Genomic DNA, 24,205 nt, shown 5'->3' with positions numbered 1-24,205 from the left:
ATAGACCCCCAACAAACAACGTCAACACCCAGGAAGAATCGAAAAATCTATGCGCTTATAAGCGCTGACCAAGCGCCGATAAGGCCCGGTTGCCGCCTCCCCGGCCGAATGTTATTGTCCGCGCGACACGCGGGAGAGAACTCCACCATCTGGAGTCGCCGAAGGCGTAACCCCCCCGGAACCGCTCAGGTACAACGGACCGCGTGCAAGGTACAAGTCTGGAGAGCGGTACGAGCGCCCTGCTGGGGCGCCGCGTATCCACCGAAGGGGCACTCGCGAGCAGGGCTGCTATATATGTATAGGGTCAGGCGACGTGAAATCTCTCAGGTACAAGGGACAGATGGGGCGAACTGGGCCTGGTGCCGAGTTCGCCCTTTTTCGTTCACAGGCCGGAGCATCCTCGCCAATGAATTCAGCTGCCAAGCAGACTCCTCTTCACGCCGCCCATGTCGCCGCAGGTGCGCGCATGGTCGATTTCGCCGGCTGGGACATGCCGGTGAACTATGGCTCGCAGATCGAGGAGCACCATGCGGTGCGCAGGGATGCCGGCATGTTCGATGTTTCGCACATGCTCGCGCTGGATCTCGCCGGCCCGGATGCGACATCGTTCCTGCGCAAGCTGCTGGCAAACGACGTCGTGAAGCTCAAGGAGCCCGGCAAGGCCTTGTACAGCTGCATGCTCAACGAGCAGGGCGGCGTGATCGACGATCTGATTGTCTACCGCTTCAGTGATGCCGATTACCGTATCGTCGTCAACGCCGGCACCGCCGACAAGGATGTGACCTGGATGCGCCAGCGCATCGCCACGACCGCAGCCAACGTGACGCTCCAAGCGCGGCGCGACCTGGCCATGATCGCCGTGCAGGGTCCGCGCGCGCTAGCGCGTGCGGCCACCGCCTTGCCCGAGCTGGCCACTGCGCGCGGGATTCCCTCTCCGTTCAGTTGCGCGCGCGCGGCAGACCTGCTCGTCGCACGCACGGGCTATACCGGCGAGGACGGCCTGGAAATCGCCGTGCCGGCGAGCCGCGCCGAAGCAATGTGGAACGCATTGCTCGCCGCGGGCGTAAGGCCCTGCGGCCTCGGTGCGCGCGATACGCTGCGCCTCGAGGCAGGCATGAACCTGTATGGCCAGGACATGGATGACGCCGTGTCGCCCCTTGATGCCGGCCTGTCATGGACTGTGGACTTCAAGGACGAGGAGCGTGACTTCGTCGGCCGCAAGGCATTGCTGAGCAAACCGGCACAGCAGCGCCTGCTGGGCCTGACTCTCGAGGACAAGGGGGTGCTGCGCTCACACATGAAGGTCTTCGCGCCCTCGGGCGAGGGCGAGACGACGAGTGGCAGCTTCTCGCCGACCCTCGAAAAATCGATTGCCTTGGTTCGCCTGCCCCTCGCGGTCCAGCCGGGAGAGGCCGCCGAAGTCGAAGTCCGTGGCAAGCGGCTCAAGGCGCGCACCGTAAAGCTTCCCTTCGTCCGTAACGGACAGATTCTGGTCTGAGCACCGAACGCGGCTCGGCGCCCCCGGGCGGCAACCGCAGCCGCACGCATCACCCCACACTGCAGCCCCATTCATCTGGAGAAAGAACATGAGCAAGGTTCCGGCCGAACTGAAGTACACCAAGTCGCACGAGTGGATCCGCGTCGAAGCGGACGGCACGCTGACCATCGGCGTCACCGACCACGCCCAGGAGGCCCTCGGCGACATCGTCTTCCTCGAGCTGCCCGAGGCCGGTCGCAAGCTGAGCGCGGGCGAGGCGTGCGCCGTGATCGAATCGGTCAAGGCCGCCTCCGACATCTATGCGCCCGTCAGCGGTGAAGTCCTTGCCGCCAACGACGAAGCCGTCGACGCACCCGAGAGCCTGAACGCAGATCCCTACGCCAACTGGCTGTTCAAGCTCAAGCCGGACAATGCAGGCGACGTGGCAACCCTGATGGACGCCGCCGGCTACGAAGCGGAAATCGCGCAGGCCTGAACATGACAGACACCCTGCTTTCCGCACCGCTCGGCTGCCTCGAGCAGCGCGACGCCTTTGTCCATCGTCACCTCGGCCCCAACGCCAGCGAGGTCGCTCACATGTGCGCGGCCATCGGCGTTGCCGACATCGATGCGCTGATCGAGCAGACCGTGCCAGCAGGCATTCGCCTCGCGGCGCCGCTGCCGATCGCGCCCGCCATGCCCGAACACGAGGCACTCGGCAAGCTGAAGACGATTGCCAGCAACAATGTGGTGAAGAAGTCCCTGATCGGCCTCGGCTACTACGGCACGCATACGCCGGCGGTGATCCTGCGCAATGTAATGGAGAACCCCGGCTGGTACACCGCCTACACGCCCTACCAGGCAGAGATCGCCCAGGGCCGTCTGGAGGCCTTGCTCAACTACCAGCAGATGGTGATCGACCTCACTGGGCTGGAGCTCGCCAATGCCTCGCTGCTCGATGAAGCGACGGCGGCGGCCGAGGCGATGACGATGGCGCGGCGTGTGTCGAAGTCGAAGTCCAACGTCTTCTTCATCGACGAAGCCTGCTTTCCGCAGACGATCGACGTGGTGCGCACGCGCGCCCACTACTTCGGCTATGAGTTGGTGTTCGGCAAGGCCGAGGACGCGGCTTCTCACGATGCCTTCGGCGCGCTGCTGCAGTACCCGAACGCCCGTGGCGAGGTCATCGACCTGACGGCGCCAGTGGCCGCACTCAAGGCCAAGGGCACCATCGTTGCCGTCGCGACCGACCTGATGGCGCTGGTGCTGTTGAAAAGCCCGGGCACCCTGGGTGCCGACATCGCCTTCGGCTCGGCGCAGCGCTTCGGCGTGCCGATGGGCTTCGGCGGCCCGCATGCCGCCTTCTTCGCCACCCGCGAGGCCTACGTGCGCTCGATGCCCGGCCGCATCATCGGCGTCTCCAAGGATGCGCGCGGCAAGACCGCGCTGCGCATGACGCTGCAGACCCGCGAGCAGCACATCCGCCGCGAGAAGGCGAACTCGAACATCTGCACCTCGCAGGTGCTGCTCGCCAACATGTCGGGCTTCTATGCGGTGTACCACGGCCCGCAGGGGCTGCGCACGATCGCAGCGCGCATCCATCGCCTTGCCGCCGTGCTCGCCGAAGGTCTGCGTGATGCCGGTTTCGCGGTGAAGGGCGGGAGCTTCTTCGACACCATCGAGGTGGATGTCGGCGCCCGTGCGCCCGCCATCCTCGCCGCGGCCGCCGATGCCGGCTACAACCTGCGCAGTGTCTCGGGGACGACGCTCGGCCTGTCGGTGGACGAAACCACGACGCGTGAGGACATCGCCCGCGTGCTCGGCAGCTTCGGCGCAACGGACGATGTCGCGGCACTCGATGCCCGGGTCGCAAAGGCCGCAGGCCGACTGGCGCCTGCACTGCTGCGTGAGGATGCCATCCTGGCGCACCCGGTGTTCAACACGCACCACACCGAGCACGAGATGCTGCGCTACCTGAAGAAGCTGCAGAATCGCGACCTCGCGCTCGATCACTCGATGATCTCGCTTGGCTCGTGCACGATGAAGCTGAACGCCACCAGCGAGATGATCCCGGTCACCTGGCCGGAATTCGCCAACATCCACCCCTTCGCGCCGCGCGAGCAGGCCACCGGCTACCTCGAGATGATCGAAGGCCTGGCCGACTATCTGCGTGCGGTCACCGGCTTCCCGGCGATCTGCATGCAGCCCAACTCCGGTGCGCAGGGCGAGTATGCCGGTCTGGTGGCGATCGCCCGCTACCATGCCAGCCGCGGCGAGGCGCAGCGCAACGTGTGCCTGATCCCGAAGTCGGCGCATGGCACCAACCCGGCCACCGCGCAGATGTGCGGCATGCAGGTGGTGGTGGTCGAATGCGACGACAACGGCAACGTGGATGTCGCCGACCTCAAGGCCAAGGCCGAGAAGCACGCCGCCCAGCTCGCCGCACTGATGATCACCTATCCGTCCACGCACGGCGTGTTCGAGGAGTCGATCCGCGAGATCTGCGAGATCGTCCATGCCCACGGCGGCCAGGTGTACATGGACGGCGCCAACCTCAACGCCCAGGTCGGCCTCACCTCGCCGGCCACGATCGGCGCCGACGTCTCGCACATGAACCTGCACAAGACCTTCTGCATCCCGCATGGCGGCGGTGGTCCGGGCATGGGTCCGATCGGCCTCGCGGCACACCTCACGCCCTTCATGGCCGACCACGTCGTTCAGCCCACCGGCAATGCCGACCGCCCCAACCTCGGTCAGGGCGCGGTGTCGGCCGCCCCCTTCGGCTCGGCCAGCATCCTGCCGATCTCCTGGATGTACATCACCATGATGGGCGGCGACGGCCTCAAGCGTGCGACCGAGGTGGCGATCCTCAACGCCAACTACCTCGCCGAGCGCCTCAAGGCTCACTACCCGGTGCTGTACACCGGCAGCCAGGGCCGCGTCGCGCACGAGTGCATCCTCGACATCCGCCCGATCAAGGCTGCGACCGGGGTCTCGGAGGTCGACATTGCCAAGCGTCTGATGGACTACGGCTTCCATGCGCCGACGATGTCCTTCCCGGTGCCGGGCACGATCATGGTCGAGCCGACCGAGTCGGAAGATCTCGGCGAACTCGACCGCTTCATCGACGCGATGATTGCCATTCGCGACGAGATCCGCCAGATCGAGGCCGGAACCTGGTCGGCGGAGGACAATCCGCTCAAGCACGCGCCGCACACCCAGGCCGATTTCATCGGCGACTGGCAGCGCCCCTACTCGCGCGAGCAGGCGGTGTTCCCGCTGCCCTGGGTGGCCGAGAACAAGTTCTGGCCGAGCGTCAATCGCGTCGACGACGTGTATGGCGACCGCAACCTGTTCTGCGCCTGCGTGCCTATGAGCGACTACGCCGAATGAGCGCAGGGAACGCGCGCTGACGGTGGCGCCCTGTCCCGCCCGGTTTCACCGAAAGCCACGCCCGAGGGCGTGGCTTTTTCGTGTCCGCCCTCGCGCCAATCCCAGCAGCCTCCCCTGAGGCCCTATCATGGCCGCCGGAACCGCCCACAACGAACAACACCTTGACCCAGATGCTTCCCCCACGCACCGACCGCAGAGCCCTCTGGCTAAGCCTGCTGGCAAGCAGTGTCGCGCTGCTTGCCCTCCTCTTTTCCGGCCTCGTCAAGCAGTCCCGCCCCGTGCCGATGCACGACCTGCAACTCGCCGCAGGCGAAAAGCTCAAGTGCGTCTCCTACGCCCCTTACCACCGGCCAGGCCAGACCCCGCTCGATGCCGAAACGCGGATCGAGCGCACGCAGATCGCCGCGGACCTCGCTGCACTGGCCGAGATCACCGATTGCGTGCGCCTGTATTCGGTCAACCAGGGGCTGGAGCAGGTCCCGGAAGTCGCACGCGCGCTCGGCCTCAAGGTCTTGCTCGGCGCCTGGATCGGCTACGACCCGGTCATCAACGCCATCGAGCTCGAACGCGCAATCGCGCTCGCCAACGCCCACACGGACGTCGTGCGCGCCCTCGTGGTTGGCAACGAGGTGCTGTTGCGCCGCGAACGCAGCGAGGACGAGATGCGGGCGCTTATCCGGCATGCCAAGACCCACTCGCAGGTCCCGGTCACCTACGCCGATGTGTGGGAATTCTGGACGCGCCACGACAGCCTCGCCGCCGAGGTCGATTTCGTCACCGTGCACATCCTGCCCTTCTGGGAGGACGACCCGGTCGATATCGACCTTGCCCTCGCGCACGTCGCCGACACCCGCCGCGCCGTCGCCCGCCACTTCGGCGACAAACCCATCCTGATCGGTGAGACGGGCTGGCCAAGCGCCGGTCGCCAGCGTGAACATGCTCGCCCGTCGCGGGTGAACCAGGCGCGCTACATCCGCGAATTCGTGCATCGAGCCCACGACGAGGGCTGGGACTACAACCTCATCGAAGCCATCGACCAGCCCTGGAAGCGCCGCCTCGAAGGCACGGTCGGCGGCCACTGGGGCATGCTCGAGGCGGACGACCTGTATCCCAAGTTTCCGCTCGCCGGCCCGGTCGCCGAGCGCGAGAGCCTGTTCGGACCGATCGGTGGCGCGCTGATTGGCGGCCTGCTCGCCTGCCTGCTCGCCGCGACCGGGCGGCGCACCCACCTGCTGCGCGTGAGCGCACTCACCGCGACCGGGGCCGTGGGCGGCGTCATCGCGGTGCTGCACTGGGAACACGCCCACCTCGCCTACCGCGATGCACTCGAATGGAGCCTGCTCGGCGGCGTCGCGGCGCTGTCCGGCCTGGTGCCGCTGGTGCTGGCGCGCTGGCATGGCGAGCCCATTCCCGATGCCGCGCGCGCGCGTCACATCCTGTGGACCCACACCCGCCTGCGTTCGAAGGCACCCTCGCTAGGGCTGCTGCGCGGCCTGCTGCTCTTCGCCGCCGCGGTGGCGGCGCTGCTGCTGTGGGTGGACCCGCGCTATCGCGATTTCCCCACCCTGCTCTATCTCGGCCCGGCGCTGGTGTTCGGCGTGATCGGCTGGTGGCGCAGCGGCATCACGGCGACCGAGCGCAGTTGCGCGGCGGTCATCGCGATCGGCGTGATCGGGCGCTGGTCAACGGAGATGACCAACCCCCAGGCCATCGCCTGGCTGCTGACCGGACTGGCGCTGGCCCTGCCGGTGCTGCTCGTGCGCGCGCACCAGCACGAGCAGCGCTAGCAGCGCACCGACCGCCGCCGGGTCGTAGCTGTACAGCACCAGGCCGGCCACGCCGCTCAGCCACGCCACCCAGGCCAGGCGCGGGCTGTCGCGCACGAAGGCAAGCACGCCAAAGGCCAGGCTCAGCCAGCCGATACGCTGGTGAAGGAAAGTCTGTATCAACGCGTCCTTCGCCAGACAGAGCCCCAGCGGACTGCCGGGCGCCGCGCAATCCCTCGGCAACAGGCCCGCTTCGAGCACACCATGCCGCAGCCAGAACACGCCTGCGCCCAGTGCCAGCGCGGCGAGCAGCGCCCAGACGATGACATGTTTCCCCGAATTCTTTGACCTCATTTGCGGCTTTCCCTTAATAATCAGCAGCGCGCGAGAGCAAACATCTGCTGTTGCAAATTCGCACCCAGTCTTCCTCGTAAGAGACTGAAATCGTGCATAAAATGCGCCCCGCCAGGCTGATCGAAGGGCGCGCTCGAGTGCGCGCATTCTGTCATAGTGCATGGGGCGGGCGAAGTTCGCGCGACACCCCAAGCCTTTTGAGCGCCCGGCATGAAGCCCACAAGGCACCTGCAACGCACACGCACTGCACAAGCACGGCAAGGCACGGGAAGAAGAACATGAAGCAAGCTGCCACCCTCACGGTCCGACTGGCGATCGCAATTGCGATCGCGGCCGCAGTCGCCTTCGCGCAGTACTGGATCTGGCAGCAGTTCAACCGTGGCGCCGAATTCATCGGCACCAACCAGAGCATCAAGGGCTTCGCCTATAACGGCTTCCAGCGCGACCAGAGCCCGCTGCGCGGCACCTACCCGACCCGCGCCGAGGTCGCCTCCGACCTCGATCTGCTCGGACGCATGTCGGACGGCCTGCGCACCTATGGCGTCAACGACCTGCCCGACCTGCTGGCGCTCGCCGGCGAGCGCGACATGATGGTCACCGCCGGCGCCTGGCTGGACGCCGACAAGGACAAGAACGCGCGCGAAGTCGATGCCCTCATCGACGCCGCCCGCGGCATGCGCCACATCGAACGCGTGATGGTCGGCAACGAGGCCATCCTGCGCGGCGACCTGCGGGTCGAGGAGCTGATCGTCTATCTCGACCAGGTGCGCAAGGCCATCCGCAAGCCCGTCTCCACCGCCGAGCCCTGGCACGTTTGGCTGCGTTACCCCGAGCTCGCCAAGCACGTCGACTACATCACGGTGCACCTGCTGCCCTACCACGAGGGCCTGCCGGTCGAGGAGGCGGTCGAGTACGCCTTCCAGCGCTACGACGAAGTGGCCAAGGCGCATCCGCGCAAGAAGATCGTGGTCGGCGAAGTCGGCTGGCCGAGCCGTGGTCCCACCATCGGCGCCTCGGTGCCGTCGCTCGACAACCAGGCGCGCTTCGTGCGCGAATTCCTCGCCCACCCCCGCACCGCGCGCATCGACTACTTCCTGATGGAGGCCATCGACCAGCCCTGGAAGGTCGACGTGGAAGGCTGGGCCGGCCCCTATTGGGGCATGTTCAATGCGGACCGCGAGCTCAAGTACGCCCTCGAGGGCCTGGTCGAGCGCGATCCCTACTGGTCGCAGAAGGCGAGCAACGCCGCTGCGCTGGCCTTCGTGCCGATGTTGCTGGTCGCCTTCTTCCTGCCCGGCTGGAGCGTGTTCGGCCGCCTCTTCCTCGCCGGCCTGATCCAGGCCTGCGTGTCGACGCTGATCATCGGCATCAACGTGCCGGTGGAGTACTACCTCACCCAGCGCGACCTCATCGGCCTGGTGCTGCTGATCGGCGCCACCTGCATGACCGCCGCGGTGCTGCTGTCCCATGGCTTCGAGTTCGGCGAGATGCTGTTCAAGAAGAAATGGCAGCGCCGCTTCATGCCCCTGCCGCCGCATGCCCCGGACCAGCAGCCCTTCGTGTCCATCCACCTCGCCTGTTACAACGAGCCGCCCGAGATGGTGATCGCCACCATCGACAGCCTGGCGAAGATGAACTACGAGAACTTCGAAGTGCTCGTGCTCGACAACAACACCCGCGACGAGGCGCTGTGGAAGCCGCTCGAGCGCCGCTGCGCCGAGCTCGGCCCGCGCTTCCGCTTCTTCCACCTCGCCAACTGGCCCGGCTTCAAGGCCGGCGCACTGAACTACGGCCTCAAGGTCACCGACCCGCGCGCCGAAGTCGTCGGCGTGGTCGATGCCGACTACGTGGTCGACCCCGACTGGCTGGCCTGCCTGATTCCCCACTTCGACCAGCCCGACGTCGCCGTGGTGCAGGCACCGCAGGCCCACCGCGACTGGGAGACCCAGCCCTTCAAGCGCATGTGCAACTGGGAGTTCGACGGCTTCTTCCGCATCGGCATGCACCACCGCAACGAACGCAACGCACTGATCCAGCACGGCACGATGACCCTGGTTCGCCGCCTGGCGCTGGAGGAGGTCGGCGGCTGGTCGGAATGGTGCATCTGCGAGGACACCGAGCTTGGCCTGCGCCTGATCGAAAAGGGCTACGACACGCGTTATGTCGACCACATCCTCGGCCGCGGCCTGACGCCCTCGGGCTTCGCCGCGATCAAGAGCCAGCGCTTCCGCTGGGCCTTCGGCGCGATGCAGATCCTCAAGGCCCACCTGCCGCAGATGGTGGGGCGCAGCAGCCTCAACCTCGCGCAGCGTTACCACTTCCTGACCGGCTGGTTCGCGTGGCTGGGCGATGCGCTGCAGCTCGTGTTCGCCTTCGGCAGCCTGTTGTGGACCCTGGGCATCCTGCTGTTCCCGAAAGCCTTCGGCCTGCCGGTAATCGCGCTCGCGCTGCCGATCCTCGGCTTCATGGCCTTCAAGGCCGCGCTCGGCCCCATCCTCTACCGCCGCACGATGGACTGCCCATGGAAGGACATCCTCGGCGCCTCGATCCTGTCGGTGGGCCTGGCGCACGCGATCGCACGCGGCGTGTTCGCCGGTCTGGTGAAGAAGAAGGGCGTGTTCGTGGTCACGCCCAAGGGCTGGCGCGGCGGCGGGGCGCTTGCCTTCTTCAACCCGATCCGGGAAGAAATCGGCATGCTCGTGGCCCTGCTGATGGGGGCTGCCACCCTGGTTGCCCAGCGTGGCGCCGACAACCTCGAGACGCAGCTCTGGGTCGGCATCCTGTTACTGCAGTGCATCCCCTACTTCGCCGCCATCCTGTGCCAGATTGCCGCCTACATGCCGGAGCGCAAGGTCGCGCCCGGCACGGCGGTGGCGCTGCAGCCCCAGTCCTGAACGCGCCTCAATACAGCGCCAGCGCGATCGCCGCGGCCAGCACCAGCACCGGATAAACGAGCAGCGTCACGCGCAGGCCGCCGGCAATCATCACCCTTTGCGGGACGTGGCCGCTGCCAAACACGATCGCGTTGGGCGGCGTCGCCACCGGCAGCAGGAAGGCGCAGGACGTGCCCACCGCCACCAGCACGGCCAGCGGCACGCTGTCGACATGCGGCGCCAGGCCGAGGAACAGCGGGATCAGCAGCGCGGCACTGGCGGTGTTGCTGGTGACTTCGGTCAGGATCAGCGCGAAAAGCACCATCAGCGCCACGCACAGCAGCACCGGCATGCTCGCGAACGGCCCGCCGAGTTGCGCCGCAAGCCAGGCGGCCGCGCCGCTGTCGGCGAGCGCCTTGCTCAAGGTGAGGCCGCCGCCGAACAGCAGCAGCACACCCCACTCGGTACTGTGCTCGACATCGCGCCAGCTCGCGAGCTTGAGTCCGTGCAGCAACACCAGCGCCAGGATCGCCACCGCCGCATCGTAGCCGCGCGCCAGACCGAGCGCCTCGCCCAGTGGTGCGCCGAAGATCCACAGCACCACGGTCAGGCCGAACACCGCCAGCATCTGCTTCTGCGCCCCCGTCCACGCCCCCGGCGGCGGAGGCGGCGTCACCATGATGTCGAACTGTGGCTTCAGCGCCCAGCGCAGCGCGTACTCCATCAGCGGCATCAACACGATCACCAGCGGCAAGCCCCAGGCCAGCCAGCCGGCAAAGCTGAGCCCCATGTTCGAGGCGGCGATCGCATTGGGCGGGCTGCCGACCAGGGTGCCGATGCCGCCGATGTTGGCCGAGAACGCCACCCCCAGCAGCACGTACATCCAGGTGCGGCGGAACTGCTCCACCGGCAGCGGTGCCAGCAGGCCGAGCGCCAGCGGCAGCATCATCGCTGCGGTGGCGGTGTTGCTGATCCACATCGACATGAAGGCGGTGAGCCAGAACAGCCAGCGCACCGCGCGGCCAAAATGCGCGCCCGCGCGCCGCATCACCTGGCCGGCCATCCAGCGGTCCAGCCCCTGCCGCTGCAGGCCTGCCGCCAACGCGAAGCCGCCCAGGAAGAGGAAGATCACCGGATCGGCAAACTGCAGCAGGGCCTGGTCAAACGCCAGCACCCCGCTCAGGGCGGCCAGCAGGGGCACAAGCAGCGCGGTGACGCTCACATGCAGCGCCTCGCTCATCCACAGCCAGGCGATCGTCGCCACCAGGGCGAGGCCACCGCCAGCGGCGCCGAGGTGGGGTTCGAGCCAGAAATTGAGTCCGACGAAAAGGGACAGGGCGATGATGAGATTGATGGTTCGCGACACGGATGTTTCCTGATGATGTTCGGCACTCAGGCCGAGGCGGCGCGTCCGACCCAGGACTCGTCACCGCCCTGCTGCCGCCCACTTGCGAACGGCCACGTGTGGCGGCGGCGGGTGCTCAGGCCGGCCAGGCCGGCAGCAGCCGGGCCACCCCGGCCAGGGTAAAAGCGCGGTAATCCGGCAAGCCGCCGCGTATCGGCTGGACGAACTCGCCCTCGATGAAGGGCCGGATGTAGTCGCAGGCGGCGGGCGTGACATGCATGCCGTCGGCCTGGATGAAATCCGGCGGCAGGGCACGCTCGAGATTGGCGATGGGCGCCGCCGCCACCCGCAGCACGTCCCAGCGGTAGGGCGCATCCTGCAGGCGGCGGATTGCCAGCATCATGCCGCCGCCGCCCTCCAGCGCGCAGGCCACGGCCGCGCGCCCCACCGCCATCGCCTGCTCGCGATCGGTCGCCGACAGCCAGTGGCCAGACGCACGCTGCAGATAATCCGGAATCGCCCAGTGATGCTTGTAGCCCAGGCGCTCGTGAATCAGGCGCGCCACTGCCAGGCCGGCGCCGCCAAGCTGCACGTAACCGCGCGCGTCGTGGGACTTCTCCATGACCAGGCTGCCGTCGGCATGGCGAATGCCCTCGGACACCGTCACCGTGCAATAGCCCAGGCGCTCGGTCACCGCCCGCACGCGCTGCAGGAAGGCCGCCTCGTCGAAGGCCACCTCGGGCACCAGCACGATGTGTGGCGGGCGGTCGGGGTCGCCGTCGGCCGCCAGCGCCGTCGCCGCGGCGAGCCAGCCGGTATTGCGCCCCATGACCTCGAGCACGAACACACTGCCCTTGCGCCCGACCATGGACGCGATGTCGAGCCCCGCCTCCAGCATCGAGGTCGCCAGATACTTCGCTGCCGAGCCGAACCCGGGGCAGCAGTCGGTGCCGACGATGTCGTTGTCCACCGTCTTCGGCACGCCGACGCACTGCAGCGGATGGCCGCGCCGCGCTGCCTCGGCCTGTAGCCGGGCGACGGCGTCCATCGAGCCGTTGCCGCCGTTGTAGAGCAGGTAGCCGATCTGATGGGCGTCGAACACGGCAAACAACCTGTCCATCACCACCCCGCCGTCGTCGCGCGGCAGATCGAAGCGGCACGAGCCGAACGCCCCCCCGGGGGTGCGCGCCAGGCGCGCGAGCGCCTCGCCATCGAGTGCGCCGGTGTCGATCAAGTCCTCGGCGAGCACGCCGCCAATGCCGCGATGGGCGGCAAACACACGACCGATCTGCTGCGGCCGTGCGCGTGCCGCCTCGATCACCGCGGCGGCCGTGGCATTGATGACGGCGGTCACTCCACCGGAATGGGCGTAGAGCAGGTTGTTGCAGGGCATCGCATGCTTCCTCGTTCAGGCGGGACACCGCGCATTGCACCATGAGGGCATGAAACAAACGCGGCCGCCACCGTTTCCGGAGCGGCCGCGGGGCGCGACGGACCGGGCACGCGCTTGGCCCGACCGGGTGCGAAACAGTTACTTGAGGGCGGCGAAGGCGTTCGCCGTGATCTCCTCGACCGGACCGAGGCCGGAGATCTTGCGCACCTTGGGCGCCTTGGCGTCGCCCGAGGCGGCCCAGGAACTGTAGTACTCGACGAGCGGCTTGGTCTGCGCGTGGTAGACGTCGAGACGCTTCTTCACCGTCTCTTCCCTGTCGTCGTCGCGCTGCACCAGGTCCTCGCCTGTGACGTCGTCCTTGCCTTCGACCTTGGGCGGGTTGTACTTGACGTGATAGGTGCGGCCCGATGCCAGGTGGGCACGACGGCCGCTCATGCGCTCAACGATCTCGGCGTCGGGCACGTCGATCTCGAGCACGAAGTCGATCGCCACGCCGGCGTCCTTCATCGCGTCGGCCTGCGGGATGGTGCGCGGAAAGCCGTCGAACATGTAGCCGGCCTTGCAGTCGTCCTGCTGCAGGCGATCCTTGACCAGGCCGATGATGATGTCGTCGGACACGAGGCCGCCCGCATCCATCACCTTCTTGGCCTCGATGCCGAGCGGGGTGCCCGCCTTGACCGCCGCGCGCAGCATGTCGCCGGTGGAGATCTGCGGGATGCCGAACTTCTCCTTGATGAAGTTGGCTTGCGTGCCCTTGCCGGCTCCCGGCGGTCCCAAAAGAATCAGTCGCATACACCCTCCCAAAAATGGACGACCATCGAGCATGGCCGTTTCCTTATTGAATAAACAGCGGAAACTTAACCGACGCACAGCGGGTGGTCAAACCCCTCCGGCGGCGAACAGCGCGCGTACGCGCTCGAGATCCTGCGGCGTGTCGACACCGGCCGCCGGCGCCTCGGCGAGCTCGAGCACGCGGATACGATAGCCATGCCACAGCGCACGCAACTGCTCGAGCGCCTCCCAGTGCTCCAGCGGCGAGGGCGCGAGCCCGGCGTAGCGGCGCAGGAAACCGACGCGATATGCGTACAGCCCGACGTGGCGCAGCATTGGCAGGCCGGCCGGCAGCGCATCGCGCTGCCCGGCCCAGGCGTCACGGGCCCATGGAATCGGCGCCCGTGAGAAGTACAGTGCCCGTCCGGCGGCGTCGCACACCACCTTGACCACGTTGGGGTTGAAAGCCTCGGCGGCATCGCCGATGGCGTGCGCGGCGGTGGCGATCGCCGCCTCGGTATCGGCCGCCAGCGCCTCGGCCACGGCCACGACGATGGCGGGATCGATCAGCGGCTCGTCGCCCTGCACGTTGACGACGATGTCCTCGTCGGCCCAGCCGCGCAGCGCCGCGACCTCGGCCAGGCGGTCGGTGCCGCTGGGGTGATCGGCGCGCGTCATCACCACCGCAGCGCCGGCCGCGCTCACCGCGGCGCGCACCGCCTCATGGTCGGTCGCCACCCAGACTTCGCTCGCGCCCGCATCCCGCACCCGCTCGACCACGCGCACGATCATCGGCTTGCCGGCGATGTCGGCCAGCGGCTTGGCCGGCAGGCGAGTGGACGCGTAGCGCGCGGGAATGACGATGCGAAAGCACGCCGGCGTACTCATCGCGCTCACTTGCGCAGCGCATCCACTTCTTCGGCGCTGAGCGTGCGCGCCTCCTCGTCCAGCATCACCGGGATCCCGTCCCGGATCGGGTAGGCCAGGCGGTCAGCCTTGCACACCAGTTCCTGCTTGTCCTTCAGGTAGTCGAGCGACCCCTTGCACAGCGGGCAGACGAGGATCTCAAGCAGTCGTGCGTCCATCTTCGAGTTTCTCCAGGATGCGTTCGGCCGCGCCGGTGCCGATGCTGGCCCTGACCGGGAACTCCCAGCAGTCGGCCGGCGCGAAAGCGGCGCATTTTACCGCATCCTTGGCGGTCATCAGGATCGGCAATGCATCGCCGAACGCGAGATCGGCTGCAGCGAAGGCGTGATGATCGCCGAAAGCATGCGGCAGGACCTCGATCCCGGCCGCCTCGAGCTGGGTAAAGAACCGCTCCGGGCGGCCGATTCCCGCCACCGCATGCACGCGCTGGCCGCGAAAGTCGCCCAGCGGACGCGTGCGCGCGGGATCACTCACGGCGCGCAACAGGCTGCCCTCGAGACGCATGTCGAACACCGGCACCGCCGCGGCCGCCGCCCGTGTCGAAGCGGACAGTTCGCCATGCGCGATGACCAGGTCAACCTCGGCAAGGCGGCCGAGCGGCTCGCGCAAGGGCCCGGCCGGCAACAGCCAATGGTTGCCGAGTGTCGCCTCGTCGACCACGGCGATCTCCAGCGCACGCCCGAGCCGGTAATGCTGCATGCCGTCGTCGGCGATGACCACGTCACAGCGTGGGTGGCGGCGCAGCAGTTCGCGTGCGGCTTCGGGCCGGTCCCGACCCACGACCAGCGGACAGGCCGTGAGGCGCGCCAGCAGCACCGGTTCATCACCGTAGTCGGCGGCCGCACCGTCGGCGGGCACGAGTGCGCAACCTGCGACTCGACCGCCATGGCCGCGGCTGATGATGCCCGGCTGCCAGCCGGCGGCGCGCAGCACGTCAACCAGCCAATGCACGACCGGCGTCTTGCCGCTGCCGCCCACCGCGATGTTGCCGACCACGATCACCGGCACCGGCAGGCGCTGCGGCGTGAGCCGCGCCCGGCGCCGACGCGCCAGCACGCCAAACAGCACGGAGAGCGGAAACAACAGGTGCGCCACCGGCCCGCGACGCTGCCAGAACGCGGGCGCACGCGCGGCCATCTCAGGGCGTCACTCGGCCGCCGCCTGGGTGGCGAAGGTGATGTGCGGCAGGCCGACGCGCTGCGCCGCCTGCATGACGTCAATCACGCTCTGGTGGCTCGCCTTGGCGTCGGCGTTGATCACGATCACCGGCGCATCGTCCGCATCCGCCGGCACGGCCCTGGCAAGGGCCGCGGCAATCGCATCGATGCTGCGCTCCCCCACCGGCTGGCGGTCTACCAGCACCTCGCCCGCCGCGGTGACCGCCACGACGATCTCGTTGGCGACCGCCTCACTGGCGTCGGCTGCCGCCGTCGGCAGGTTGATCTCGAGCCCCGATACCTTGGAAAAGGTCGTCGTCAGCATCAGGAAGATGATGATCACCAGTACCACGTCGATGAGCGGGATCATGTTGATCTCCGGCTCCTCGTTGCGGCTGCCGCGGCGAAAGTTCATGCCCTCGGCCTCGTCAGGCGCGGCGTTCGCCGTGGGCAACTTCGACCAGCTTGATCGCCTGCTGCTCCATGTCGATCACGAAGCTGTCGATGAGCGCGCGGAAATGGCGCCAGAAGATCATCGCCGGGATGGCGATGAGCAGGCCCAGGCCCGTCGTATACAGCGCAATCGAGATGCCCTGCGCCAGTTGCGCAGGGTTGGCCCCGCTCACGCCCTGCGAAGCGAAGATGTCGATCATGCCGATGATGGTGCCGAGCAGGCCCAGCAGCGGGCTGATCGCGGCGATGGTGCCGAGCGTGGTGAGGAAACGCTCGAGCTCATGGACCACGGCACGGCCGGTTTCCTCGATCGACTCCTTCATCACCTCGCGCGAGCTGTTCACATTGCGCAAGCCGGCGGCAAGCACGCGCCCGAGCGAGGAATGGGCAGCCACGCGCTCGATCATCTCTGCCGATGCGCCGTGCAGGCGCAGGTCGCTCAGGACCTGGTCGAGCAGGCCGGGGGGCACGACGCGCACGCGCCGCAAGGTGATCGAGCGCTCGATGATCAGCGCAACCGCGATGACTGAAGCGAGAATCAGGGGCCAGATCGGCCAGCCGACGGCCTGGATGATCGCGAACACGCGGGACGACCTCTACGGGGCAAAGGCGGGACTCTAGCGCTGACGGCCTGGCGCGGCAAGCCGCATTGGCGTGCCAGACCAGACCCGGAACGCATTGCCAGCATCCACGGGGCTTGCCGCGATGAATCCACAGAAGCTGTGGATAAGTTTGTGGATGGAATCGGGAAGTTGCCCGCGAAGCCCGTCGCCACAAGCATTCGGTCACTCCGATGCAAAATTGTGCAACAATTTAAATCCATTTAATTCAATAACTTAGCATTCACCCCTTTCCAATCAAGGACTTGCGACAAGGTCCTTGACAGGATTCCGCGCCTGTGGATTCCGCTACAATCCCGCCATGTCATCAGCCCCGCCAAGCCACGATCCACGCCCCGACGGCACGGCCGCACCCAAGCAGATCGTCAGCGTCTCCGCGCTCAACCGGCTCGCGCGTGAGGCGCTCGAACGGGCGCTGCCGCTGCTCTGGGTCGGGGGCGAGATCTCCAACCTCACCCGCGCTGCCTCAGGCCACCTCTATTTCACCCTCAAGGACGCCAACGCCCAGGTGCGCTGTGCGATGTGGCGCAACCGCGCCCAGCTGCTGCCCTTTCGCCCCGAGAACGGCATGCGCGTCGAGGCACGTGCGCTGGTCACGCTGTACGAGGCGCGTGGCGACTATCAGCTCAACGTCGAAGCGCTGCGCCCCGCCGGCATCGGCAACCTCTTCGAGGCCTTCACCCGACTGAAGGACAAGCTCGCTGCCGAGGGCCTGTTCGACCCCGCCGGACGGCGCCCGCTGCCGCGCCTGCCGCGCGCCATCGGCATCGTCACCTCGCCGCAGGCCGCCGCGCTGCACGACGTGCTCGTCACGCTGCAACGCCGCGCCCCGCATCTGCCGGTGGTGCTCTACCCCACCCCGGTGCAGGGCGCGGAGGCCGCTGCCCGCCTCGTCGCCGCGGTCCGCAGCGCCGGCCGGCGCGCACAGGCCGACGGCATCGAACTGCTGTTGCTGGTGCGTGGCGGGGGCAGCCTGGAGGACCTGTGGCCCTTCAACGACGAGACGCTGGCGCGCACGCTGCGAGCCTGCCCGCTGCCGGTGGTATGCGGTGTCGGGCACGAAACCGACCTCACCATCGCCGACTTCGCGGCCGACCTGCGCGCGGCCACGCCGACCGGTGCCGCGGAGCTTGCGAGCGCCGGCTGGCTCGGCGTGCGCACCGAACTGCCGGCCCTGCACGCGCGCCTGGGGCGCGCCCTGCAGCGTCGACTAGAGGGCCTCGCCCAGCGTCTGGATCGGGCCACGCTGCGCCTGGTGCACCCGCGCGAGCGCCTGCTGCGCGAGCGTCAGCAACTCGCCCTCCTCTTCCAGCGCCTGAACACCGCCATGCAGCGCCGCCTGGAGCGCGCCGTCATGCGCTGTACACACGCCGAAGCCCGCCTGCGCGGCACCGCGCCGCGCCCCGGCCTCCTGCGCAGCCGTGTGAATACGCTGCAGCAACGCCTGCAGCTTGCGGCCGACCACCTCCTCGAGCGCCGCCGCGCGCATCTGCTGGCGCTGGCCGCCCACCTTGAACACCTGGCGCCGCAGCAGGTCCTCGCGCGCGGCTATGCCATCGCCCGTGACGAGCACGGCAAGGTGCTGCGCCGTGCCGAAGGCGTGGCAGCGGGTGCCGCGGTCAGCGTGCAGCTGGCCGAAGGCGCGCTGGCTACGCGGGTCGTCGGGCACCTCGAGCACTGAGCACAGTCCAATTCTCGCGCCGTGTCGATGGACGCCCCGTCCATCGCACGCCAGCACCCCCCGATCGACACCCGCAGCCCGACCGGCATCGGCGAAGCGGAACGTCGTGCTGCCTGTTTCGCAATCCGGCGGATGGGCTTAACATTCGGGGCCCAGCATTGCCGGTGGCATTGAATCAAGACTAGAATGGTCCTGCTTTCAATCCACCGATCGACAAATCGAATTCAGGAGAATCCGCATGGAACACACGCTGCCCGCCCTGCCCTACGCCAAGGACGCCCTCGCCCCGCACATCTCCGCGGAGACGCTCGAGTTCCACTACGGCAAGCACCACCAGGCTTACGTCACCAACCTGAACAACCTGATCAAGGGCACCGAGTACGAGAATCTCGACCTCGAAGCCATCGTCAAGAAGGCGCCGGCCGGCGGCATCTACAACAACTCGGCCCAGGTCTGGAACCACACCTTCTTCTGGAACAGCATGGCGCCCAACGGCGGCGGCGAGCCGAGCGGCGCGCTGGCCGACGCGATCAAGGCCAAGTGGGGCTCGTTCGACGACTTCAAGAAGGCCTTCCAGGCCTCTGCGGTCGGCAACTTCGGCTCCGGCTGGACCTGGCTGGTGAAGAAGGCCGATGGTTCGGTCGACATCGTCAACATGGGTGCCGCCGGTACCCCGCTGACGACCGGTGACACCGCGCTGCTCTGTATCGACGTGTGGGAACACGCCTACTACATCGACTACCGCAACCGTCGCCCGGACTTCGTCGCCACCTTCCTCGACAAGCTGGCCAACTGGGACTTCGCGGCGAAGAACTTCGCCTGACGCCCGCGGCCGGCGCTGACCGGCCGCTACCTCACGAAAGCGACCCGCGCGGTCGCTTTCGTGCTTTCCGGCCCAGCTCCCGCTCCCGCGGGGACGCGCCGCACACGGGGCGACGCATGCTCGACATCCTGTACCGCGACGACTGGCTGGTTGCGATCCACAAGCCCTCGGGCCTGCTCGTGCATCGCAGCCCGATCGCCGCGCACGAGCAGCGCTTCGCGGTGCAGTTGCTGCGCGACCAGATCGGCCGCCGCGTGTTTCCCGCCCATCGCCTCGACCGTGGCACCTCGGGCGTGCTGCTGTTCGCGCTCGACCGCGAGGTTGCGCGGACGCTCGCGGGCCGCTTCGAGTCGCAGGCAGTAGAAAAGCGATACCTGGCGGTCGTGCGCGGTCATCCGGCCGCGAGCGGCGTTATCGACCACCCCCTGGTGCGCCGTCTCGACCCCATCGAGCTCCGCCACGGACGCGGCGCCGGCGCCCGCGACGCCCTGCCCGAGGACAGCGACGAGCCTGGGGACGGCGATCAGGCCGACCACAGCCAAACAGTCGCGCAGGCCGCTCGCACCCGCTTCCGCCGCCTTGCCACGGTCGAACTGCCCTACGCGGTCGACCGCTACCCGAGCAGCCGCTACGCGCTGGTCGAACTCTTCCCCGAAACCGGGCGTCGCCACCAGTTGCGCCGCCACCTCAAGCACATCGCACACCCCATCATCGGCGACGCGACCTATGGCAAGGGCCGCCACAATCGCCTGTTCCAGGCCCTGTTCGGCAGCCACCGGCTGCTCCTCGCCTGCACCCGGCTCAGCTTCGCGCACCCGCTGAGCGGTGTCACGATGCGCATCGAGGCCCCGCCCGCAAGGGATTTCATGGACCTGGTGGGTCCCCTCGGCTGGGATCCCGACTGCGTCGACGGCTGACGCGCGGCGCCTGCGCCAACGGCAGCCCGAGTTGCCCGCCCGCCTCCACGGTGGCGCGTTTTCAGGGCACAATTGCCGCTCGCCACGCTGCCCGCTGCCCTCCCGTGGACGTCGCCGCGGCTGCAACCCGTTCATGCGCTCGCGCACTCACGATCACCCAGGTATCTCGATGAATCCGCTGCTCCAGGTACGTCAGCACGGCCAGCAGATCTGGCTCGACAATCTCTCCCGCACCCTGCTCAACGACGGCCATCTGGCCCGTTTCATCGTCGATGACGGCGTGGCCGGGGTCACCACCAATCCGTCCATCTTCCATAAGGCGATCGCCGGCGGGCGTTATTACGAGGACGACCTCGCCCGCCTCAAGCAGCAGCCCATGAGCGCCGAGGCGCGCTACGAGGCGCTGGTGATTCCCGATGTGCAGCGCGCCTGCGACCTGCTGGCCCCCCAGCATGCGCAGAGCGGCGGATCCGCGGGCTACGTCAGCCTCGAGGTCTCGCCGGCGCTTGCCCACGACGCTGCCGCCACGATCGCGGCCGGCCTGCGGCTGAAGGCCGCGGTTGCCCGCCCCAACCTGCTGATCAAGGTGCCGGCCACGGCTGCTGGCCTGGAGGCGATCGAGGGCCTGATCGGCGCCGGCATCAGCGTCAATGTCACGCTGATGTTCTCGCTCGGCCACGTCGATGCGGTCGCCGCCGCCTATGTGCGCGGGCTGGAGCGGCTGCGCGCCGGCGGTGGCGAGGTCACGAGCGTGATGTCGGTGGCCAGCCTGTTCCTGTCGCGCGTCGATACGCTGGTGGACAAACAGCTCGAGGAGGCGGGTGGCGAGGCCCTGGCGCTGCGCGGCCGGACCGCGGTGGCGCTCGCCCGGCTCGCCTACCAGCGCTACCTCGCACGCTTCCACGGCGAGGGCTTCGCCATCCTGCGCGCGGCGGGCGCCCGCCCCCAGTACATGCTGTGGGCCAGCACCGGCACCAAGAATCCAGCCTATAGCGACCTGCTTTACGTCGAGCCGCTGATCGGCGCGGAGACGGTGAACACCTTGCCCGACGCCACCCTGGACGCCCTGCGCGACCATGGCCGGGTCGAGCCCACGCTGGCGCGCGACGTCGACCTCGCGCAGGCGCAGTTCGCCGCGCTCGCCGCAGTCGGCATCGACCTCGAGGCGGTCGGCAAGCGCCTGCAGCAAGAAGGACTCGTGCAGTTCGAGCAGGCCTTCGCCGCGCTGCTCGAACTCACCGCCTGAGTCCCACGCCCACCCTCCTCTGCCGCCCCGCCCTCAGGACAGGGCGGACGCGTCGCCCCCTACCAGGGCGTCGCGCGACACACTGCGCTGCTCGCTGCCGGTGTCGAGCAACTCCTTCATGTCGAGGATCAGCACGATCTGGCCGTTCGACAGGGTCGTAACGCCGGCCACACCCTTCGGGCGGAAGTCGTCGAGCGACTTGATCACCGCATCCTCGCGCCCGGCGAAGCTGTCGACGGCGAGGATGAAGGACCATTCGGCCGCCTGCATCAGCACCCCGTACTGCGGTACCCGCTCGCGCGGCCAGCCCAGCAGGGACGACAAGGGCACGATCGGCAGCACCTCGCCACGCACCACCATGGTCGCCCGCCCGCCCACGTCCTGGATCGACTCGGGCACGATCGGCAGGATCTCGCGCACCATGGACAGCGGCACCGCAAAGGGCTGCTCGCCCAGGCGCACCAGCAGCACCGGCAGGATCGCCAGGGTCAGCGGCAGGTTGATCAGCAGGGTCGTGCCCTTGCCAAGCTGCGACTTGATCTCGATCGAGCCGTTGAGCTTCTGGATGTTGGTGCGCACCACATCCATGCCCACCCCGCGCCCGGACACGTCCGACACCTTCTCGGCCATCGAGAATCCGGGCAGGAAGATGAGGTTGTAGCTCTGACGGTCGTCCATCGTGCTCGCCTCCTCATCGCTGATGAGGCCCTTGGCGAGCGCCTTCGCGCGCAGCCGCTCGGCATCGATGCCACGCCCGTCGTCGGCGACCATGATGACGATGTGGTCACCTTCCTGGCGCGCCTCGAGGCGCACCAGCGACTTCTGCGGCTTGCCTGCGGCCGCGCGCGCCGCGGCGTCCTCGATGCCGTGGTCGACCGCGTTGCGGATGAGATGGATGATCGGGTCGGACAGGTCCTCGATCATTGTCTTGTCGATCTCGGTCTCCTCGCCGACCAGCACGAGCTCGACATCCTTGCCCAGGCTGCGGGCAAGGTCACGGGCAATGCGCGGATACTTCTGGAACAGGCGGCCGATCGGCTGCATGCGCGTCTTCATGACCGCGTTCTGCAGATCGGAGACGAGCAGGTCGAGCTGGCTCACCGCGACGTCGAGCGCGTGCAGCGTCTCGGTGTCGGTGCGGCCGTTGAGGATGTCGCTGCGCAGCGCGTTGAGGCGGTTCTTGGTCAGCCCGATCTCGCCCGACAGGTTCAGCACCTGATCGAGGCGCGCGGTGTCGACGCGGATGGAGTTGTCGCGCTGGCGCTCGCTGTCGCGCCGTCCGGTGGGCCCGCTGGCGCCGGGCAGGTCGGTGGCACGGCGGCCGAGCGCAGCCTTGACGATGGGGTCGTTCGCCTCGGAAGGCGCGGCCGCGGCGGCCGGGCGGCTCGTGCCGCCCCCGGCATCGGCGCGCGGCGCCCTCGCCTGCGCAGCGTCGATAACCACCGTGGCAACCGGGATGGCGTCCGCCGAAGCAGCAGGGGCGATCGTCGCGCCGGTGACCACGGCGAACAGCGCGTCCCAGTCGGGCTCGCCCTGGCGCGGCACCTTCACCGCGTCGCCTGCAGGGGCACTGACCGCGGCCGGCGTGGCCGCCGCTCCGTCCTCGGCCTCGTCATTCGCAATCGCTGCACGCAGGCTCGCGATCAGGGCGGGATCGGCCGGGCCGGGCTGGGTGGCGCGCTCGAGATCGACGAACATGTCGCGCACCGCCGCCGTCGCCGCCAGGATCACGTCCATGCGCTCGGGGGTCACGCGCAGCTCGGCGTTGCGCAGCTTGTCGAACAGGCTCTCGGTCAGGTGGCAGAGCGTGACCAGCTCGGTGGCGCTGAGAAAGCCCGCCCCGCCCTTGATGGTGTGGAAGCCGCGGAAGATGTCGTTCAGCAGGTTGCGGTCATCGGGCGAACGCTCGAGATCGACCAGCTTGTTGTCGACCCCGGACAGAAGATCCCCCGCCTCGACGAGGAAGTCCTGCAACAGTTCTTCCATCCCTGCAAAATCACTCATGACTCACCTTGCTCCTGATCGCGCGACGGTCAGGCCCTGCCTGGCCGTGCGCTCGATGCCCTGCACCCGTCGTGGCGGGTTCAGAATCCGAGGCTCTCCAGCAGGTCATCGACCTGGGCCTGGTTGTTGAGGACGTCCCCGCCGACGCTGCCATCGATCACCGGCCCGTTGAGCAGGCTGGAATGGCGCTCGCTGCGGACCGCCGGCGGCGCCGCCTCGAGCAGCACCTGCAACAGCTGGCTCTCGAGCATCTGCGCCAGTTCCACCACGCGCTTGATGACCTGCCCGGTGAGGTCCTGAAAGTCCTGCGCCATCATGATCTCGTGCAGCTGCGCGCTGGTGGCACGGCTGCCGCTGGCGACCTCGCCGATGAAACCGCGCGTGTCGGCGCTCAGCTCGCGAAACGCCTCCGGCGACAGCTTGCCGGCATACAGGCGATCCCAGCGCGCGGCCAGCGCATCGGCGCCGCTGGCGAGCTCGTCCTGAATGGGGCGGGCGACATCGGTGGCGTTGAGTACGCGGCTGGCGGCCTGCTCGGTCATGCGGGCGATGTAGTGCAGGCGCTGGCGGGCATCGGGAATGGCTTCCGCCGCCTCCTGCAAGGTGGCTTCGAGACCGAGCTCGCGCAGCGTGTCATGCACCTGGCGGGTGAGATGACCGAGGCGGTGGAACACCGCCTCGGAGTCGGTCTGCTCGTCCGCGCCGGCGGCGGCCGGTGCCTGCACGGTGGCGCGGGACGCCGCCATCATCGCCGGCCCGTCCCCGAACTGACCGGACTCCATCGCCACGGCGTCGAACAAGGCCTGCAGCTCGTCGTTGTCGCCGGACGCGTCGTCGCTCGCGGGCGCGCCGGGCAGGACCGCCAGCTCGGCCTGGGGCGGCCGCCGGCCGGCGACCGGCTCGGCGGCGATGCTGTCGAACAGCGCTTGCAACTCGTCCGAGTCGCCGGACTCGTCGAACTTCGGCCTCTTGCTCATGTTCCTGCTCCGTATTCCGTCGGCAGCG

At 68.2% G+C, this 24,205-nt stretch carries 20 protein-coding genes and 1 riboswitch; of the genes, 9 read left to right on the top strand and 11 right to left on the bottom strand.

All coding sequences use genetic code 11. The features are described 5' to 3' along the window. The first annotated feature begins 120 nt into the window (after positions 1 to 120). Positions 121 to 212: riboswitch (glycine riboswitch) on the top strand. 194 nt (positions 213 to 406) lie between these two features. From gcvT to PLC66_RS13640, 4 genes are all read left to right on the top strand, one after another. Next, positions 407 to 1,498, top strand: a complete 1,092-nt coding sequence (gene gcvT, locus PLC66_RS13655; protein ID WP_324541302.1) for a glycine cleavage system aminomethyltransferase GcvT — start codon at positions 407 to 409, stop codon at positions 1,496 to 1,498. Between the two features lie 88 nt (positions 1,499 to 1,586). Then, the gene (gene gcvH / locus PLC66_RS13650) at positions 1,587 to 1,973 is read left to right on the top strand and encodes a glycine cleavage system protein GcvH (RefSeq protein ID WP_324541300.1); all 387 of its coding nucleotides are present in this window, start codon (positions 1,587 to 1,589) and stop codon (positions 1,971 to 1,973) included. A gap of 2 nt (positions 1,974 to 1,975) precedes the next feature. Then, entirely contained in the window at positions 1,976 to 4,870 is a 2,895-nt protein-coding gene (gene gcvP / locus PLC66_RS13645) for an aminomethyl-transferring glycine dehydrogenase (RefSeq protein ID WP_324541298.1), read from the top strand. A gap of 170 nt (positions 4,871 to 5,040) precedes the next feature. Beyond that, positions 5,041 to 6,657, top strand: a complete 1,617-nt coding sequence (locus PLC66_RS13640; protein ID WP_324541314.1) for a glycoside hydrolase family 17 protein — start codon at positions 5,041 to 5,043, stop codon at positions 6,655 to 6,657. Here PLC66_RS13640 and PLC66_RS13635 read toward each other — a convergent pair. Beyond that, positions 6,553 to 6,990 (bottom strand): hypothetical protein, encoded by a 438-nt coding sequence (locus PLC66_RS13635; protein WP_324541296.1) that lies wholly within the window; start codon positions 6,988 to 6,990, stop codon positions 6,553 to 6,555. The two genes, PLC66_RS13640 and PLC66_RS13635, sit on opposite strands and share 105 nt — an antisense overlap. Before the next feature lie 278 nt (positions 6,991 to 7,268). On the opposite strand from PLC66_RS13635, the gene PLC66_RS13630 reads away from it, so the two are divergent. Beyond that, the gene (locus PLC66_RS13630; RefSeq protein WP_324541295.1) at positions 7,269 to 9,884 is read left to right on the top strand and encodes a glycosyltransferase; all 2,616 of its coding nucleotides are present in this window, start codon (positions 7,269 to 7,271) and stop codon (positions 9,882 to 9,884) included. A gap of 7 nt (positions 9,885 to 9,891) precedes the next feature. On the opposite strand, the gene PLC66_RS13625 is transcribed toward PLC66_RS13630, so the two are convergent. From PLC66_RS13625 to PLC66_RS13590, 8 genes are all read right to left on the bottom strand, one after another. Beyond that, complete coding sequence (locus PLC66_RS13625) at positions 9,892 to 11,229, bottom strand: SLC13 family permease (protein WP_324541293.1); 1,338 nt, start codon at positions 11,227 to 11,229, stop codon at positions 9,892 to 9,894. A gap of 115 nt (positions 11,230 to 11,344) precedes the next feature. Continuing rightward, positions 11,345 to 12,601 (bottom strand): 6-phosphofructokinase, encoded by a 1,257-nt coding sequence (locus PLC66_RS13620; protein WP_324541291.1) that lies wholly within the window; start codon positions 12,599 to 12,601, stop codon positions 11,345 to 11,347. 138 nt (positions 12,602 to 12,739) lie between these two features. Beyond that, positions 12,740 to 13,393, bottom strand: a complete 654-nt coding sequence (gene adk, locus PLC66_RS13615; protein WP_324541289.1) for an adenylate kinase — start codon at positions 13,391 to 13,393, stop codon at positions 12,740 to 12,742. An 87-nt stretch (positions 13,394 to 13,480) separates the two neighbouring features. Further along, on the bottom strand, positions 13,481 to 14,260 hold the full coding sequence (gene kdsB, locus PLC66_RS13610) for a 3-deoxy-manno-octulosonate cytidylyltransferase (RefSeq protein WP_324541287.1): 780 nt from the start codon (positions 14,258 to 14,260) through the stop codon (positions 13,481 to 13,483). A gap of 5 nt (positions 14,261 to 14,265) precedes the next feature. After that, on the bottom strand, positions 14,266 to 14,457 hold the full coding sequence (locus PLC66_RS13605) for a Trm112 family protein (protein WP_324541285.1): 192 nt from the start codon (positions 14,455 to 14,457) through the stop codon (positions 14,266 to 14,268). Further along, complete coding sequence (gene lpxK / locus PLC66_RS13600) at positions 14,438 to 15,436, bottom strand: tetraacyldisaccharide 4'-kinase (RefSeq protein WP_324541283.1); 999 nt, start codon at positions 15,434 to 15,436, stop codon at positions 14,438 to 14,440. Before lpxK ends, PLC66_RS13605 begins: the two co-directional genes overlap by 20 nt. A gap of 9 nt (positions 15,437 to 15,445) precedes the next feature. Continuing rightward, complete coding sequence (locus PLC66_RS13595) at positions 15,446 to 15,871, bottom strand: ExbD/TolR family protein (RefSeq protein ID WP_324541281.1); 426 nt, start codon at positions 15,869 to 15,871, stop codon at positions 15,446 to 15,448. Positions 15,872 to 15,884: 13 nt separating this feature from the next. After that, the gene (locus PLC66_RS13590) at positions 15,885 to 16,493 is read right to left on the bottom strand and encodes a MotA/TolQ/ExbB proton channel family protein (protein ID WP_324541279.1); all 609 of its coding nucleotides are present in this window, start codon (positions 16,491 to 16,493) and stop codon (positions 15,885 to 15,887) included. 337 nt (positions 16,494 to 16,830) lie between these two features. Between PLC66_RS13590 and xseA the strand changes: the two genes are divergently transcribed. From xseA to tal, 4 genes are all read left to right on the top strand, one after another. Further along, positions 16,831 to 18,210, top strand: coding sequence for an exodeoxyribonuclease VII large subunit (gene xseA, locus PLC66_RS13585; protein WP_324541277.1), 1,380 nt, complete (start codon positions 16,831 to 16,833; stop codon positions 18,208 to 18,210). 238 nt (positions 18,211 to 18,448) lie between these two features. Beyond that, positions 18,449 to 19,033, top strand: a complete 585-nt coding sequence (locus PLC66_RS13580) for a superoxide dismutase (RefSeq protein ID WP_324541275.1) — start codon at positions 18,449 to 18,451, stop codon at positions 19,031 to 19,033. Positions 19,034 to 19,149: 116 nt separating this feature from the next. Continuing rightward, positions 19,150 to 19,950, top strand: a complete 801-nt coding sequence (locus PLC66_RS13575) for a pseudouridine synthase (RefSeq protein WP_324541273.1) — start codon at positions 19,150 to 19,152, stop codon at positions 19,948 to 19,950. Positions 19,951 to 20,119: 169 nt separating this feature from the next. Next, positions 20,120 to 21,196 (top strand): transaldolase, encoded by a 1,077-nt coding sequence (gene tal / locus PLC66_RS13570; protein WP_324541271.1) that lies wholly within the window; start codon positions 20,120 to 20,122, stop codon positions 21,194 to 21,196. Between the two features lie 33 nt (positions 21,197 to 21,229). Here tal and PLC66_RS13565 read toward each other — a convergent pair whose 3' ends face one another. Next, positions 21,230 to 23,200 (bottom strand): chemotaxis protein CheA, encoded by a 1,971-nt coding sequence (locus tag PLC66_RS13565; protein ID WP_324541270.1) that lies wholly within the window; start codon positions 23,198 to 23,200, stop codon positions 21,230 to 21,232. An 80-nt stretch (positions 23,201 to 23,280) separates the two neighbouring features. After that, the gene (cheZ, locus tag PLC66_RS13560) at positions 23,281 to 24,177 is read right to left on the bottom strand and encodes a protein phosphatase CheZ (protein ID WP_324541268.1); all 897 of its coding nucleotides are present in this window, start codon (positions 24,175 to 24,177) and stop codon (positions 23,281 to 23,283) included. Positions 24,178 to 24,205: the final 28 nt, after the last annotated feature.

This window comes from Thauera sp., from assembly GCF_035444905.1.
Lineage (GTDB): Bacteria > Pseudomonadota > Gammaproteobacteria > Burkholderiales > Rhodocyclaceae > Thauera.
Note: the sequence above shows the minus strand (reverse complement) of the source record. Positions and strands in the feature narration are given on the sequence as shown.

Excerpts from the sequence above, each read along its gene's own strand:
- gcvT (WP_324541302.1), top strand. The coding sequence starts at position 407 with ATGAATTCAGCTGCCAAGCAGACTCCTCTTCACGCCGCCCATGTCGCC.
- gcvH (WP_324541300.1), top strand. The coding sequence starts at position 1,587 with ATGAGCAAGGTTCCGGCCGAACTGAAGTACACCAAGTCGCACGAGTGG.
- gcvP (WP_324541298.1), top strand. The coding sequence starts at position 1,976 with ATGACAGACACCCTGCTTTCCGCACCGCTCGGCTGCCTCGAGCAGCGC.
- PLC66_RS13640 (WP_324541314.1), top strand. The coding sequence starts at position 5,041 with ATGCTTCCCCCACGCACCGACCGCAGAGCCCTCTGGCTAAGCCTGCTG.
- PLC66_RS13635 (WP_324541296.1), bottom strand. The coding sequence starts at position 6,990 with ATGAGGTCAAAGAATTCGGGGAAACATGTCATCGTCTGGGCGCTGCTC.
- PLC66_RS13630 (WP_324541295.1), top strand. The coding sequence starts at position 7,269 with ATGAAGCAAGCTGCCACCCTCACGGTCCGACTGGCGATCGCAATTGCG.
- PLC66_RS13620 (WP_324541291.1), bottom strand. The coding sequence starts at position 12,601 with ATGCCCTGCAACAACCTGCTCTACGCCCATTCCGGTGGAGTGACCGCC.
- adk (WP_324541289.1), bottom strand. The coding sequence starts at position 13,393 with ATGCGACTGATTCTTTTGGGACCGCCGGGAGCCGGCAAGGGCACGCAA.
- kdsB (WP_324541287.1), bottom strand. The coding sequence starts at position 14,260 with ATGAGTACGCCGGCGTGCTTTCGCATCGTCATTCCCGCGCGCTACGCG.
- PLC66_RS13605 (WP_324541285.1), bottom strand. The coding sequence starts at position 14,457 with ATGGACGCACGACTGCTTGAGATCCTCGTCTGCCCGCTGTGCAAGGGG.
- lpxK (WP_324541283.1), bottom strand. The coding sequence starts at position 15,436 with ATGGCCGCGCGTGCGCCCGCGTTCTGGCAGCGTCGCGGGCCGGTGGCG.
- PLC66_RS13595 (WP_324541281.1), bottom strand. The coding sequence starts at position 15,871 with ATGAACTTTCGCCGCGGCAGCCGCAACGAGGAGCCGGAGATCAACATG.
- xseA (WP_324541277.1), top strand. The coding sequence starts at position 16,831 with ATGTCATCAGCCCCGCCAAGCCACGATCCACGCCCCGACGGCACGGCC.
- PLC66_RS13580 (WP_324541275.1), top strand. The coding sequence starts at position 18,449 with ATGGAACACACGCTGCCCGCCCTGCCCTACGCCAAGGACGCCCTCGCC.
- PLC66_RS13575 (WP_324541273.1), top strand. The coding sequence starts at position 19,150 with ATGCTCGACATCCTGTACCGCGACGACTGGCTGGTTGCGATCCACAAG.
- tal (WP_324541271.1), top strand. The coding sequence starts at position 20,120 with ATGAATCCGCTGCTCCAGGTACGTCAGCACGGCCAGCAGATCTGGCTC.
- PLC66_RS13565 (WP_324541270.1), bottom strand. The coding sequence starts at position 23,200 with ATGAGTGATTTTGCAGGGATGGAAGAACTGTTGCAGGACTTCCTCGTC.
- cheZ (WP_324541268.1), bottom strand. The coding sequence starts at position 24,177 with ATGAGCAAGAGGCCGAAGTTCGACGAGTCCGGCGACTCGGACGAGTTG.